10 protein-coding genes are annotated in these 14,407 nt (G+C 68.5%); 9 read left to right on the forward strand and 1 reads right to left on the reverse strand.

Annotated elements, in window-relative coordinates; genetic code table 11:
* Positions 1–104: 104 nt before the first annotated feature.
* A complete protein-coding gene (locus ACFYM0_RS19095) occupies positions 105–335 on the reverse strand; it encodes a hypothetical protein (protein ID WP_388502699.1) in 231 nt (76 codons plus the stop codon).
* A 361-nt stretch (positions 336–696) separates the two neighbouring features.
* Here ACFYM0_RS19095 and ACFYM0_RS19100 point away from each other — a divergent pair, with 361 nt between their 5' ends.
* The 9 genes from ACFYM0_RS19100 (at position 697) to ACFYM0_RS19140 (ending at position 14,388) form a co-directional block, all read left to right on the forward strand.
* Positions 697–3,117: an ABC transporter family substrate-binding protein gene (locus ACFYM0_RS19100; RefSeq protein WP_388502702.1), complete on the forward strand. Its 2,421-nt coding sequence runs from the start codon at positions 697–699 to the stop codon at positions 3,115–3,117.
* A 319-nt stretch (positions 3,118–3,436) separates the two neighbouring features.
* Positions 3,437–5,341 carry a translational GTPase TypA gene (typA, locus tag ACFYM0_RS19105; RefSeq protein ID WP_388502705.1) on the forward strand — a complete coding sequence of 635 codons (1,905 nt, stop codon included), beginning with the start codon at positions 3,437–3,439 and terminating at the stop codon, positions 5,339–5,341.
* Between the two features lie 440 nt (positions 5,342–5,781).
* Complete coding sequence (locus ACFYM0_RS19110; protein WP_388502707.1) at positions 5,782–7,422, forward strand: ABC transporter substrate-binding protein; 1,641 nt, start codon at positions 5,782–5,784, stop codon at positions 7,420–7,422.
* Positions 7,423–7,596: 174 nt separating this feature from the next.
* The gene (locus tag ACFYM0_RS19115; protein WP_327257651.1) at positions 7,597–8,529 is read left to right on the forward strand and encodes an ABC transporter permease; all 933 of its coding nucleotides are present in this window, start codon (positions 7,597–7,599) and stop codon (positions 8,527–8,529) included.
* Entirely contained in the window at positions 8,522–9,469 is a 948-nt protein-coding gene (locus ACFYM0_RS19120; protein WP_388502710.1) for an ABC transporter permease, read from the forward strand. Before ACFYM0_RS19115 ends, ACFYM0_RS19120 begins: the two co-directional genes overlap by 8 nt.
* A 20-nt stretch (positions 9,470–9,489) precedes the next feature.
* On the forward strand, positions 9,490–10,536 hold the full coding sequence (locus tag ACFYM0_RS19125; RefSeq protein ID WP_388503038.1) for an ABC transporter ATP-binding protein: 1,047 nt from the start codon (positions 9,490–9,492) through the stop codon (positions 10,534–10,536).
* Positions 10,529–11,578, forward strand: coding sequence for an ABC transporter ATP-binding protein (locus tag ACFYM0_RS19130; RefSeq protein WP_388502712.1), 1,050 nt, complete (start codon positions 10,529–10,531; stop codon positions 11,576–11,578). Before ACFYM0_RS19125 ends, ACFYM0_RS19130 begins: the two co-directional genes overlap by 8 nt.
* 140 nt (positions 11,579–11,718) lie before the next feature.
* The gene (locus ACFYM0_RS19135; RefSeq protein WP_388502715.1) at positions 11,719–12,651 is read left to right on the forward strand and encodes a GNAT family N-acetyltransferase; all 933 of its coding nucleotides are present in this window, start codon (positions 11,719–11,721) and stop codon (positions 12,649–12,651) included.
* A 108-nt stretch (positions 12,652–12,759) separates the two neighbouring features.
* Entirely contained in the window at positions 12,760–14,388 is a 1,629-nt protein-coding gene (locus tag ACFYM0_RS19140; protein ID WP_388502718.1) for an ABC transporter substrate-binding protein, read from the forward strand.
* Positions 14,389–14,407 lie beyond the last annotated feature (19 nt).

Here is a 14,407-nt window from a genome sequence, read left to right on the forward strand (position 1 = left end):
GTGATGAGGGGTGCCCAAGAGGCCCGTCCGCCCGTCGCTGCGGGTGACCGGATCCGGTGGGGCGGGTGGGGTGTGCGGGAGGGGCGGGTCGCGGGCGAGGCGGGTCAGGGAGCGCGGCGGTCGCGGGCGCCGACGCCTTCGTCGTCGACGTCCGTCCACAGCGCACTGTCGTACGGGGTGTCGGGGACGCTGACCATGGCGCCCTCGCCGGGGGGCCGGGGGGCGGCCGGTGCCTGACGGGCCGTGTTCGCGACGTCCCGCTCCAGCTGCTCCACCGAGCGGACCAGCTCGTTCAGGTTGCGCCGTACGGCGGTCACATCGTCTTGCAGGGACATGATTTGCCCTCACTTCCGCTGACGTGCGGTGGCAACGCTCATGTGCGCCTGCGAGTGTCGCGCCTCCCGTCCCCCGTTGTGAAGGGACGTGCAGCGATTGCGGGCGCGCAGGCCTGAACCGTGCGCCCTCCCTGCCCCCGTTTCCGTCCCTCTTACGGGGGAACGCCCGCCCGGAAAGCAAGCCGGATTGGTCCGCACGGGTGGGGTTCGCGGCGTGGCGGGGGTCGGCTGCGGCGGGTGTGGCGGGGTGTCGATTTCAGTGGGTTTCGGCACCCAGTGTGATCAGCTCCATATACCGCCGAACGTGATCAAAACATCCCCTTTCACGGCTCCCCCACGCCCCGTCCCGGAGGTACCACCCATGTCCCAGAGAAGGCGCAGGTCCTTGGCGCTCCTGACCTCGGGAGTTCTTGCACTGCCGCTGCTCGCGGGCTGCGGCGCGGGTGAAGACGAGGGCGGCCCGGCCGCCGCGGGGCAGGACATCGCGGCCGCCACCCGCGACAAGGTCGCCGACGGCGGGGTGCTGCGGTGGGCCGTGGACTCCATGCCGGGGACCCTCAATGCCTTCCAGGCCGATGCGGACGCCACCACCAACCGGATCGCCGGGGCGGTACTGCCCCAGCTGTTCGTGCTGGACGGCAAGGGGCGGCCGGTGGCCAACCCCGACTACCTGGAGAAGGCCGAGGTCGTCGAGCGGGAGCCCAAGCAGGTCGTCCTCTACAAGCTCAACCAGCAGGCGGTCTGGAGCGACGGCCGCGAGATCGGCGCCGCCGACTTCGTCGCCCAGTGGCGGGCCCTGAACGGCAAGGACTCCGCGTACTGGACGGCGCGCAACGCCGGCTACGACCGGATCGAGAAGATCGAGCGCGGCAAGACGGACCTGGAGGTCAAGGTCACCTTCGTCAGGCCGTACGCCGACTGGCGCTCCCTCTTCAGCCCCCTCTATCCCAAGCAGGTCACCGGCACCCCGGAGAGCTTCAACGAAGGGGCCCGGGGCGCCCTGAAGGTCACCGCGGGACCGTTCGGCCTGGGCGCCATCGACAAGAAGACCGGTACGGCCTCGCTGACCCGCAACCCGCGCTGGTGGGGCAGCCCCGCCAAGCTGGACACCCTGGTCCTCACCGCGGTGCCCCGCTCCGAACGCCCGGCCGCGCTGGCCGCCGGCAAGCTCGACCTGGCGGAGATCGACCGCACCGGGGCCGACCGGATCGCCCTGGCCCGCCGCGCGGCCGCCAAGGCCGACGGGGCCCACGGCCCGGCCGCCTCGGTGACGGCCGCCCAGGCCACCCTGTCGTGGGCGCTCGCCTTCGGAGCGGACGAGGACAAGGCCAAGGAGGCGCAGGCCACCCGCCAGAAGCACGCGGAGTCGGTGAAGCGGTACGCCGAGGAGCAGAGCGCCCTGCGCGGATTCACCGTTCGCAAGTCCCTGGAGCCCGCCTACACGCAGCTCGCGATGAACGGCGCGAGCGGCCCGCTCGCCGACGAGCGGGTACGCCGCGCCGTGGCCCGCGCCCTGGACCGCCAGGCGCTCGCCGACATCGTCCTCAAGCCCCTGGACCTGCCCGCGAAGCCGGTGGGCAGCCACCTCGCGCTGGCCGGGCAGCAGGCGTACGCCGACAACAGCGACGCCCTCGGCGGCCAGGACACCCAGGCCTCGCAGGCCCTGCTCGCGGACGCCGGCTGGCGCCGGGGCGGCAAGATCACCGAGCCGGCGGGCGCGAAGGCGGGCTCCGAGGCCGCCAAGGGGACGGACGACTCCAAGACCCCGGCGGTCCCGGCATCGGGCCCGGGCACCGGGAACGACGGCCTCTACATCGTCGGCCAGGACGACGGCAAGCCCGGCGACGCCGCCCGCGCCGGAGCCGCCGCCCTGCGCGCCGCCCACCCCGACGACCGTCCCGAAGGCCCCGAGGACCCGGCCGGCACGGACGTGCCCGAAGGCCGGTACGGCCGCCCCGCCCAGGACGGCGAGATCGTGGACGCCGACGCCTTCGCGGAGGGCGGGCAGAACCGCCCCTCCCCGGTGCTCGCACCGGCCCCGTTCGCGGCCCTCCAGGAGCAGTCCCTGCGCACCCAGGCCGAGGCCCAGGCCGATGCTGTGGACGACGGCAAGCGCAGCCCGGCCCTGGACGCCGAAGCCGCCGCCGAACCGGCGGAGGTCCAGGCGAGCGCCGCCCCCGCCCCCGCCAAGCAGGCCGTACGCACCTCCGGCAACGTGCTCGCCAAGGACGGCAAGCCGCTCACCCTGCGCTTCGTCCTGCCGGCCGGCCCCGGGTCGGAGGCGCTGCGCACGGTCGGCGAGCGGATCTCGCAGATGCTCCAGAAGGTCGGCGTGCAGACCGAGCTGACCAAGGTGGCCGACGAGAGCTTCTTCAAGGACCACATCGCCTCGGGTCAGTACGACCTGGCGCTGTACTCGTGGCCCGCGACCGCCTACCCGGCCACCGACGCCCGGCCCATCTTCGCCAAGCCGGAGCCGGCCGCCGACGGCTCGCTGCTGGTCGAACAGAACTACACCCGGGTCGGCACCGACCACATCGACCAGCTCTTCGACCAGGCGCTCGGCGAGCTGGACGAGGCGGCCGCCCGCGAGCTGATGCGCAAGGCGGACGCCCGGATCTGGGCGACGGCCGGGTCCATCCCGCTCTACCAGCGCCCCGAGCTGGTCGCCGTGAAGCCCGGACTCACCAACGCGGGCGCCTTCGGCCTCGGAGCCCCGCGCTACCAGGACATCGGCTGGAAGAAGACGGCCGCGGCGAAGAAGAGCGACAAGAAGAACTGATGACGAAGCGGTGCATCCGGGGTTGATTCGAAGGTCTCAAGCTCAGATGTGACTCAAGTCCCTTGCCCGCCGGTTCGCCCGGCGGGCAAGGTCGTACGTACCCGTTGACCCGCGTGTTTACCGGCTCCACCCATGGTCGGGTCCCCCCACCCAGGACCCCGCTTTGCTCAGTCGTCCGGCCTCTTGACAGACCCCCCGGCAGGCGGTTCCCGCCAGCCGACGTACGATGGGGTAAGGCCGTGGCAGGTTTTCCGCCCGGTCGAGGCGCGCGTGCCGGACCGTACGCGTCGCCATCCACGATCCCGGGAGAAGCGCCGAAGTGCCCACGCGCCACGACATCCGTAACGTCGCCATCGTCGCCCACGTCGACCATGGCAAGACGACCATCGTCGATGCCATGCTCAAGCAGGCCGGTGCCTTCGCCGCCCACCAGCACCTCGACGACCGCATGATGGACTCGAACGACCTGGAGCGTGAGAAGGGCATCACGATCCTCGCCAAGAACACGGCGGTGAAGTACCACCCGAAGGACGGGTCGGCCCCGATCACGATCAACATCATCGACACCCCCGGCCACGCCGACTTCGGTGGTGAGGTCGAGCGCGGTCTGTCGATGGTGGACGCGGTCGTCCTGCTGGTGGACGCCTCCGAGGGTCCCCTGCCCCAGACCCGCTTCGTCCTGCGCAAGGCCCTGCAGGCGAAGATGCCGGTCATCCTCTGCATCAACAAGACGGACCGTCCGGACTCCCGGATCGACGAGGTCGTCAACGAGACGTACGACCTCTTCCTCGACCTGGACGCCGACGAGGAGCAGATCGAGTTCCCGATCGTCTACGCCTGTGGCCGTGACGGCGTGGCCTCGCTGACCAAGCCGGAGGACGGCACCGTCCCCGCGGACAGCGACAGCCTGGAGCCCTTCTTCTCCACCATCCTGGCGCACGTCCCGGCCCCGGTGTACGACGAGGAGGCCCCCCTTCAGGCCCACGTCACCAACCTGGACGCGGACAACTTCCTCGGCCGCATCGCGCTGGTGCGCGTCGAGCAGGGCGAGCTCCGCAAGGGCCAGACCGTCGCGTGGATCAAGCGTGACGGCACCATCTCCAACGTCCGCATCACCGAGCTGATGATGACCGAGGCGCTCACCCGCAAGCCGGCCGAGGTGGCGGGCCCGGGTGACATCTGCGCGGTCGCCGGTTTCCCCGACATCATGATCGGCGAGACCCTGGCCGACCCGGAGAACCCGATCGCGCTTCCGCTGATCTCGGTCGACGAGCCGGCGATCTCCATGACCATCGGTACGAACACCTCCCCGATGGTCGGCCGCGGCGGCAGCGGCAAGGGCGCGGACGCCAAGTCCGCGGTCAAGGACCGCAAGGTCACCGCCCGCCAGGTCAAGGACCGTCTGGACCGCGAGCTGGTCGGTAACGTCTCGCTCCGCGTCCTGGAGACCGAGCGTCCCGACGCCTGGGAGGTCCAGGGCCGTGGTGAGCTCGCGCTCGCCATCCTGGTCGAGCAGATGCGCCGCGAGGGCTTCGAGCTGACCATCGGCAAGCCGCAGGTGGTCACGCAGGAGATCAACGGCAAGGTGCACGAGCCGGTCGAGCGCATGACCGTCGACGTCCCCGAGGAGCACATGGGCGCGGTCACGCAGCTCATGGGCGTCCGCAAGGGCCGCATGGACAACATGTCGAACCACGGCTCCGGCTGGGTCCGCATGGAGTTCGTCGTCCCGTCGCGCGGCCTCATCGGCTTCCGTACCGAGTTCCTGACCGGTACGCGCGGCACGGGCATCGCCCACTCGATCCACGAGGGCCTGGAGCCGTGGTTCGGCCCGCTGGTGACCCGCAACAACGGTTCGCTGGTCGCCGACCGCTCGGGTTCGGTCACGCCGTTCGCGATGATCAACCTGCAGGAGCGCGGTGTCCTGTTCACCGAGCCCGGCACCGAGGTGTACGAGGGCATGATCGTCGGCGAGAACTCCCGCGCCGACGACATGGACGTGAACATCACCAAGGAGAAGAAGCTCACCAACATGCGTGCGGCTTCCGCGGACAACACGGAGAACGTGGTGCCCCCGCGCAAGCTCTCCCTGGAGCAGTCCCTGGAGTTCTGCCGCGACGACGAATGCGTCGAGGTGACCCCGGAGGCCGTCCGCATCCGCAAGGTCGTCCTGGACCAGAAGGACCGCTCGCGCACCGCGTCGCGCGCCAAGTCCGGCAAGTAGTCGCGTAGGACCTAGGTCACACCTGGGTCCTGCCCGGTACGGGCTTCAGTGAACAGCCCCCTCCGTCACGTACACCGTGACGAAGGGGGCTGTTCGCTTTTGTCAAGCGGATTGTTTCGGTCCGGTGTCCGCATACCGACCGTGACACTCCGGAAGAAGAGCTAACAGTCCGTTTCGTTCATGTCTGTCTCCTATCCGTTTGTCCGGATTTCGGGTTTTAGCCGTAGTGCGATGTTGTGAAAACGAGACCACTTAAGTGTGGTTTACGGTCAGGCAGTCCCTGAGGATGGCTCCATTGAGCTCGGGTCAATGGGTCACACGCTGTGGGGAGCGTCGACTCACGAGCACACTCGGGACACCGGTCCTATCGCCGTCAGGGGTGTCGGCGAAGCACACCTGTGTCCTTCACATCAGACAGTGGACTCATGAGGAGGAAACCCATGCGCGGTGCCAAGAGCGCCAAGTGGGTAGCGGGCGCGATTGTCGTCGCCCTGGCAGCGACTGCCTGTGGCGGCGGCGATGGCAAGGAAGCCGGCGCCAAGGGTGAGGTTGACCCGAACGGCATCTACTCGATCGAGGTTGGCGAGCCGGAGAAGCTTCTCCAGCCGGCCGACACGATGGAGTCCAACGGCTCGATCGCGATGTCGGGCCTGTTCGCCCAGCTCGTCGACTACGACGCCGACGGCAAGATCGTCAACGTGAACGCCGAGTCGGTCACGACGACGGACAGCAAGCTGTGGACCGTCAAGCTGAAGCCGGGCTGGACCTTCCACGACGGCACCAAGGTGACCGCCGAGTCCTACGTCAAGGCGTGGAACTGGGCCGCGAACATCAACAACAAGCAGGGCAACGCGTCCTGGTTCGCCGACATCAAGGGCTTCGAGGCCCTGCACCCCGAGGCCGAGGGCGCCAAGCCCACCGGTGACGCTCTCGAGGGTCTGAAGATCGTCGACGAGAACACCTTCACCATCGAGCTCGCCAACGCGGTGCCGTACTTCGCGTACAAGCTCGGCTACGAGGTCTTCTCCCCGCTGCCCGCCTCGTTCTACGCGGACCCCGCGGCCGCCGGTGAGAAGCCGGTCGGCAACGGCCCGTACAAGTTCAAGTCGTGGGAGCACAAGAAGCAGATCGAGCTCACGCGCTTCGACGACTACAAGGGCGCGGACAAGGCGAAGAACGGTGGTGTGATTCTCAAGAACTACACCACCCTCGAGACCGCCTACGAGGACCTGAAGTCGGGCAACGTCGACGTCCTGCGTCAGATCAGCCCGAAGGACCTCCCGGTCTACCGTGCCGACCTCGGTGACCGCGCCGTGGACCAGGCGTACTCCGCCGTCCAGACGCTGGCCATCGCGTACTACGCCGACCAGTGGAAGACCCCGAAGAAGGTCGACCCGAAGGTCATCCAGGGCCTGTCGATGGCGATCGACCGCGACACCATCACCAAGACCGTGCTCCAGGGCACCCGTGAGCCGGCGACCGGCTGGGTCGCCAAGGGCGTCCTCGGCTACACGCCGACCGGTTCCGGTGACGTCACCAAGTTCGACCCGGCGAAGGCCAAGGCCCTCATCGCCGAGGGCGGCGGCGTCCCGAACAACGAGATCTTCATCCAGTTCAACTCGGATGGCGGTCACAAGGAATGGGTCGAGGCCGTCTGCGGCAGCATCACCTCGGCCACCGGCGTCAAGTGCACCGGTGACGCCAAGCCGGACTTCCAGGCCGACCTCCAGGCCCGCAAGTCCAAGCAGGTCAAGTCGATCTACCGCTCCGGCTGGGTCCTCGACTACCCGGTGAACGCCAACTTCATCAGCGACCTGTTCCGTACGGGCGCCGGCGGCAACCAGGGTGGCTTCAGCAGCCCCGAGCTCGACGCCAAGATCGCCGCGGCCGACAGCGCCGCGACCCTCGACGAGTCCGTGAAGGCCTACCAGGCCATCGAGAAGGAACTCGTCAACTACATGCCTTCCATCCCGCTCTGGTACTACAAGGTCAACGCGGGCTACTCCGAGAAGGTCCAGAACGTGAAGTACGCCCAGGACGGCGACCCGATCCTCGACCAGGTCGAGGTCAAGAAGAAGTAAGTCCTACCGCGTAATTCCTTTCGACGGATGTGGGCCGGCGGGGAGCCGGCCCACATCCGGGCCTACATGCAGCGCCCGGGGGGCCCTTTCGCGACGCAGTGACGGAACCGTCACGCGCGTGCGTGGCGAAAGGGCCCGTCCGGCTGCGCCTGCCGCATCTTCTACGGAGGCATGATGGGGCGCTATGTCGCACGACGACTGCTCCAGATGATCCCGGTCTTCTTCGGGACGACCCTGCTCATCTTTTTGATGGTGTACAGCCTGCCCGGCGACCCCGTGGCCGGACTCTTCGGGGACAAGGGCACCGACCCCGCAACGCTGGCCGCCCTGCGTCACCAGCACGGTCTGGACCTGCCGCTTTGGCAGCAGTACTGGAACTACATCACCGGCATCCTGTTCCACTTCGACTTCGGATCCCAGATCCGCAGTGGACGTGAGATCACCGAAGTGGTCGGGGCCGCGTTCCCGGTCACCCTGCGCCTGGCCTTCCTGGCCTTCGCGATCGAGATCGTCCTGGGCCTGGCCCTCGGGATCGTCGCCGGTCTCAAGGCCGGCAAGTGGGCCGACAACCTGATCCTCGTCCTCACCCTGCTGATCATCTCGATGCCGGTGTTCGTCCTCGGCTTCATCGTCAAGTCGGTGTTCGCCTTCCAGCTCGGCTGGATCGAGCCGAACGTCAGCAACGACGAGACCTGGGGCGAACTGCTCGCGCCGGCCATCGTGCTGGGCTCGCTCTCGCTCGCCTACGTGGCCCGCCTGACCCGCACCTCGATGGCCGAGAACCTGCGCGCGGACTACGTCCGCACCGCCGTGGCCAAGGGCCTGCCCAAGCGCCGCGTCATCGGTGTGCACCTCATGCGCAACTCGATGATCCCCGTGGTCACGTTCCTCGGCACCGACATCGGCGCCCTGATGGGCGGTGCCCTCGTCACCGAAGGCATCTTCAACGTCCACGGCGTCGGCGGTCTGATCTACGAATCGGTCGTCCGCCGCGAAGGCCAGACCGTGGTCGGTGTCGTCACCGTCCTCGTCGTGGTCTACCTGATAGCCAGCCTGCTCGTCGACCTCCTCTACGCGGTCATGGACCCGAGGATCCGGTATGCCTGATCTGACCAAGACCGACATCGTGGCGGCCGAGACCTCGGCGGCGCCCGGCGCCCCGGTGGAGCCGGTGAAGGCCGAGAAGGCCCGCAGCCTCTGGGGCGACGCCTGGGCCGACCTGCGTCGCAACCCGTACTTCGTCATTTCCTCGGCGCTGATCTTCGTGCTCCTCGTGATCGCCGCCTTCCCGGGCTGGTTCACCAGCATCGACCCCACCAAGGGCGACCTGGTCCACCACTTCCTCGGCAAGCCGGAACTGGGCAAGGTCGGCTCTCCCGAGTGGCTCGGCTGGGACGGCCAGGGACGCAGCGTCTACGCGCGCCTCGTCTACGGCACCCGCGCCTCGGTCATCGTCGCGATCTCCGTGACCGCGATCGTCACCGTGCTCGGCGGCATCACCGGCATGATCGCCGGCTACTTCGGCGGCGTGACCGACGCGATCATGTCGCGCGTCACCGACATCTTCTTCGGCATCCCGTTCCTGCTCGGCGCGATGGTCGTCCTCCAGGCCTTCACCGACCGCACCGTGTGGACGGTCGTCTTCGCCCTGGCCTTCCTCGGCTGGACGCAGATCAACCGCGTCATGCGCGGAGCGGTCATCACCGTGAAGCAGGCGGACTACGTGCACGCCGCCAAGGCGCTGGGCGCAGGCACCACCCGGATCCTGTTCCGGCACATCCTGCCGAACGCCATGGCCCCGGTGATCGTGGTCTCCACGATCGCGCTCGGCGGATACATCGCGGCGGAGGCCACCCTGTCCTACCTGGGTCTCGGCCTCGCGTCGCCGACCATCTCGTGGGGCGTGGACATCTCCGCCGGTGCTTCGCAGATCCGAGTGGCCCAGCACATCCTGCTGTACCCCTCGATCATGCTCAGCATCACCGTCCTCGCCTTCATCATGCTCGGCGAAGCGGTCCGCAACGCCCTCGACCCCAAGCTGCGCTGAGGAGGGCGTAAGTGATCACCATGGACAACACCTCCAGCCTTCCCTCCCCGCGTGACGGGGACCCGCAGACGCCGCTCCTCGAGGTGCGCGACCTGCACGTCGAGTTCCACACCCGCGACGGTGTGGCCAAGGCAGTCAACGGCGTCAACTACAGCGTGAGCGCCGGCGAGACCCTCGCCGTGCTCGGCGAGTCCGGCTCCGGCAAGTCCGTGACGGCCCAGGCCATCATGGGCATCCTCGACATGCCCCCCGGCAAGATCCCGCAGGGCGAGATCCTCTTCCGCGGCCAGGACATGCTCAAGATGAGCTTCGAGGAGCGGCGCAAGCTGCGCGGCCGGAAGATCGCCATGATCTTCCAGGACGCCCTGTCCTCCCTGAACCCGGTGCTCACCGTCGGCTACCAGCTGGGCGAGATGTTCCGCGTCCACGAGGGCATGTCGAAGAAGGACGCCCGGCTCAAGGCCATCGAGCTGATGGAGAAGGTCAAGATCCCGGCGGCGAAGCAGCGGGTCGACGACTACCCGCACCACTTCTCCGGCGGTATGCGCCAGCGCATCATGATCGCCATGGCGATCGCGCTGGAGCCCGACCTGATCATCGCGGACGAGCCGACCACGGCCCTGGACGTCACCGTCCAGGCCCAGGTCATGGACCTCCTCGCGGAGCTCCAGCGCGAGCTCAACATGGGCCTGATCCTGATCACCCACGACCTCGGCGTGGTCGCCGACGTCGCGGACAAGATCGCGGTCATGTACGCCGGCCGGATCGTCGAGACCGCTCCGGTCCACGAGATCTACAAGCGCCCGGCGCACCCGTACACCCGCGGCCTGCTGGACTCGATCCCGCGCCTGGACCAGAAGGGCCAGGAGCTCTTCGCGATCAAGGGCCTGCCGCCGAACCTGCTGCGCCTGCCGTCCGGCTGCTCGTTCAGCCCGCGCTGCATCGCCGCGCAGGACGTCTGCCGGTCGGAGGTCCCCGCCCTGCAGCCCGTCAGCGAGCAGGACGGCACCGAACTGGCCGGCCGTCACAGCGCGTGCCACTTCTGGAAGGAGCAGCTCCATGGCTGAGCTCACCAACGCCCCCGCACGGGAGCCGATCCTCCAGGTCCGCGGCCTGGTCAAGCACTTCCCGCTGACCCAGGGAATCCTGTTCAAGAAGCAGGTCGGCGCCGTCAAGGCCGTCGACGGGATCTCGTTCGACCTGTACCAGGGCGAGACCCTGGGCATCGTCGGCGAGTCCGGCTGTGGCAAGTCCACCGTCGCCAAGCTGCTGATGAACCTGGAACGCGCCACCGCCGGCGAGGTCTTCTACAAGGGCCAGGACATCACCAAGCTGTCCGGCCGCGCCCTGAAGGCCGTCCGCCGCAACATCCAGATGGTGTTCCAGGACCCGTACACCTCGCTGAACCCGCGCATGACGGTCGGCGACATCATCGGCGAGACCTACGACATCCACCCCGAGGTGGCCCCCAAGGGCGACCGGCGCCGCAAGGTGCAGGAGCTCCTGGACGTCGTCGGTCTGAACCCGGAGTACATCAACCGGTACCCGCACCAGTTCTCCGGCGGCCAGCGCCAGCGCATCGGCATCGCCCGCGGCCTCGCGCTCAACCCGGAGATCATCATCTGCGACGAGCCGGTCTCCGCGCTCGACGTATCGGTGCAGGCCCAGGTCATCAACCTGATGGAGAAGCTGCAGGAGGAGTTCAACCTCTCCTACATCTTCATCGCGCACGACCTGTCGATCGTCCGGCACATCTCGGACCGCGTCGGTGTCATGTACCTCGGCAAGATGGCCGAGATCGGCACCGACGAGCAGATCTACGAGCACCCGACCCACCCGTACACCCAGGCGCTGCTCTCCGCGGTGCCGGTGCCGGACCCGGCCGCCCGCGAGGGCCGCGAGCGGATCATCCTCACCGGTGACGTCCCCTCGCCGGCCAACCCGCCGTCGGGCTGCCGCTTCCGCACCCGTTGCTGGAAGGCCGAGGAGAAGTGCTCCGTCGAGGAGCCGCTGCTCGCCATCCCGGAGCGCTTCCAGGGCGTCAAGTCGCTGGCCGCGCACGAGTCGGCCTGCCACTTCGCGGAGGAGAAGGCCGTCCTGGCCGTCTGACCTCCCGCGGCGACACCACAGAGCGCCCGTCACCGGATCTCCCCGGCGGCGGGCGCTCCGCCGTTCGCGCAGCCGTCGCGCAACCGCCGCGCACGGAAAGCCGGTTGCGGGCCCGCCCCGGTGGCTCCGACAGTGATCTGATGACCGACATGCTGACCGTACGCCCCGGGCCCGGAGACGCCGAGGACATCTGCGCTCTCCTCAACGCCATCGACCTGCTGGAGATCGGCCGCCCGGAAACCGACCTCGGCGCCGTCGAAGCCGATCTGCACCATCCCGACGTCGACCTGGCGAAGGACTCCTGGCTCGCCTTCGAAGGCGGCCGGCTCCTCGCCTACGCCCTGGTGTGGGCCGACTCCGGCCCCGGCCGCGTCGACTCCGAGCACTACGTCCTGCCGGGACACGGCGCGGCCGCCGTCCGGCTGCTGGACCTGATGGAGGTCCGGGCCCGCGAGCTGGCCGCCGGCGCTCCGGACGCCGTCCTGCGCCTCCAGCTCAACGCCCGGCCGACCCTCGACGTAGGCCTGCTGTCCGGCCGCGGCTATCGCACGGTGCGCCGCTACCAGGTGATGACCCGTGCACTGGACCCGGCCGACCCGCCCCCGGCCCCTCCCGCGGGTCTCACCCTTCGCCCCTGCGACGGCGACGAGAGCGAGCGCCGCCGCGCCCACGCCCTGATCGAGCAGACCTTCGCCGCGCACTTCGGGCACGTGGACCGTCCGTACGAGCCCTGGCTCGACCACATCGACGGCCGGGGCCTGGACTGGTCCCTCGTGTGGATCGCCGCACTGCCCGGGGAAGGCGACGTAGGCGTCCTGCTGACCCGGGACGACCGCACCAGCATGGGATGGTTCAGCCACATCGGCGTCGCCGAGACCGTGCGCGGCCGGGGTGTCGGAGGCTTCCTGCTGCGCCACGGATTCGCCGCCTACGCCGCCCGCGGCCGGACCGTCGTGGGGCTCGGCGTGGACACGGCCAACGAGACCGGCGCGCTCGCGCTGTACGAGGCGCACGGCATGACGATGCACTACGCGGTGAACACCTGGCAGCTCGCTTTGCACTCGCAGGGGTGACAGGCGGGCGGCGCGAGGGTGCAATCGGTCCAACGAGGAGTGTGCGGGACCCCACATAGGGTGACATTGGGCCCTAAGTGAGTCTTGGGATCCAGTAGGAGGCACTCCATGCGCGGAGCCACCCACGCCAAGTGGGCCGCATGTGCGGCGGCCGTCGCCCTCGCGGCGACCGCCTGCGGCGGCGGAAGCGACAGCGGCGGAGGCGGCGCGGACGGCATCGTCAGCTCCTCGTGGGGCGACCCGCAGAACCCGCTGGAGCCCGCCAACACCAACGAGGTCCAGGGCGGCAAGGTCCTCGACATGATCTTCCGGGGGCTCAAGCGGTACGACCCCGAGACCGGTGAGGCGAAGAACTTCCTCGCCGAGAAGATCGAGACCACCGACAGCCAGAACTTCACGATCACGCTGAAGGACGGCTGGAAGTTCAGCAACGACGAGCCGGTCACCGCGCAGTCCTTCGTGGACGCCTGGAACTACGGCGCGGACGTCACCAAGAAGCAGAACAACTCGCCCTTCTTCTCCGACATCGTCGGCTACGCGGACGTTCACCCCGAGAAGGGCGACCCCAAGACCAAGACCATGTCCGGCCTGGTCGTCAAGGACCCCAAGACCTTCACGGTCGCCCTCAAGGAGAAGTTCTCCACCTGGCCCGAGACCCTCGGCTACCAGGCGTTCTCCCCCCTGCCCAAGGCCTTCTTCACCGACCACGAGGCCTGGCTGAAGAAGCCCGTCGGCAACGGCCCGTACACGGTGGACTCGTACACCAAGGGCACCGGCATGAAGCTGCGCAAGTGGGACGCCTACACGGGGGAGGACAAGGCGGTGAACGGCGGAGTGGACCTGAAGGTCTACACCGACAACAACACCGCCTACACCGACCTGATCTCCGGCAACCTCGACCTGGTCGACGACGTCCCGGCGCAGCAGCTGAAGAACGTCGCGAACGACCTCGGCGACCGCTACATCAACCAGCCGGCCCTCATCATCCAGACCCTCACCTTCCCGCTGTACGACCCGCAGTGGAGCAAGGAGGGCATGGACAAGGTCCGCCGCGGCATCTCGATGGCGATCAACCGCGACGAGATCACCAAGCAGATCTTCCGCGAGACCCGTACCCCGGCCAAGGACTGGACCTCCCCGGCCCTCGGCGACAAGGGCGGGTTCTCCGCCACCGCCTGCGGCGAGGCCTGCTCCTTCAACCCCACCGAGGCCAAGAAGCTCATCCAGGAGGGCGGCGGCCTGCCCGGAGGGAAGGTCTCGCTGACCTCCAACGTGGACACCGGCTCGCACCGCGAGTGGATGGACGCCGTCTGCAACAGCGTCAACAACGCGCTCGGCGAGGGCCCGGTCTGCACGGTGAACCCGATCGGCACCTTCGCCGACTTCCGCAACCAGCAGAGCAGCTTCAAGCTGACAGGCCCGTTCCGCTCCGGCTGGCAGGCCGACTACCCCCTGATCCAGAACTTCCTGGAGCCGCTCTACTACACCGGCGCGTCCTCCAACTACGGCAAGTTCAGCAACCCGGAGTTCGACAAGCTCGTCGACGCGGCGAACCGCGAGAGCGACGCCGCCAAGGCGACCGGCCTCTTCAAGGACGCCGAGAAGATCCTCGCCGAGCAGATGCCGTCGATCCCGCTCTGGTACCAGAACGGCAGCGCGGGCTACGGGGAGCGCGTCTCGGACGTGAAGCTCAACCAGTTCAGCGTTCCGGTGTACGACCAGATCAAGGTCAGCTGACCCGCCCTCGGATCGAACC

The organism is Streptomyces sp. NPDC006487, from assembly GCF_042870555.1.
GTDB lineage: Bacteria > Actinomycetota > Actinomycetes > Streptomycetales > Streptomycetaceae > Streptomyces.

Excerpts from the sequence above, each read along its gene's own strand:
- ACFYM0_RS19095 (WP_388502699.1), bottom strand. The coding sequence starts at position 335 with ATGTCCCTGCAAGACGATGTGACCGCCGTACGGCGCAACCTGAACGAG.
- ACFYM0_RS19100 (WP_388502702.1), top strand. The coding sequence starts at position 697 with ATGTCCCAGAGAAGGCGCAGGTCCTTGGCGCTCCTGACCTCGGGAGTT.
- ACFYM0_RS19110 (WP_388502707.1), top strand. The coding sequence starts at position 5,782 with ATGCGCGGTGCCAAGAGCGCCAAGTGGGTAGCGGGCGCGATTGTCGTC.
- ACFYM0_RS19115 (WP_327257651.1), top strand. The coding sequence starts at position 7,597 with ATGGGGCGCTATGTCGCACGACGACTGCTCCAGATGATCCCGGTCTTC.
- ACFYM0_RS19120 (WP_388502710.1), top strand. The coding sequence starts at position 8,522 with ATGCCTGATCTGACCAAGACCGACATCGTGGCGGCCGAGACCTCGGCG.
- ACFYM0_RS19125 (WP_388503038.1), top strand. The coding sequence starts at position 9,490 with ATGGACAACACCTCCAGCCTTCCCTCCCCGCGTGACGGGGACCCGCAG.
- ACFYM0_RS19130 (WP_388502712.1), top strand. The coding sequence starts at position 10,529 with ATGGCTGAGCTCACCAACGCCCCCGCACGGGAGCCGATCCTCCAGGTC.
- ACFYM0_RS19135 (WP_388502715.1), top strand. The coding sequence starts at position 11,719 with ATGACCGACATGCTGACCGTACGCCCCGGGCCCGGAGACGCCGAGGAC.
- ACFYM0_RS19140 (WP_388502718.1), top strand. The coding sequence starts at position 12,760 with ATGCGCGGAGCCACCCACGCCAAGTGGGCCGCATGTGCGGCGGCCGTC.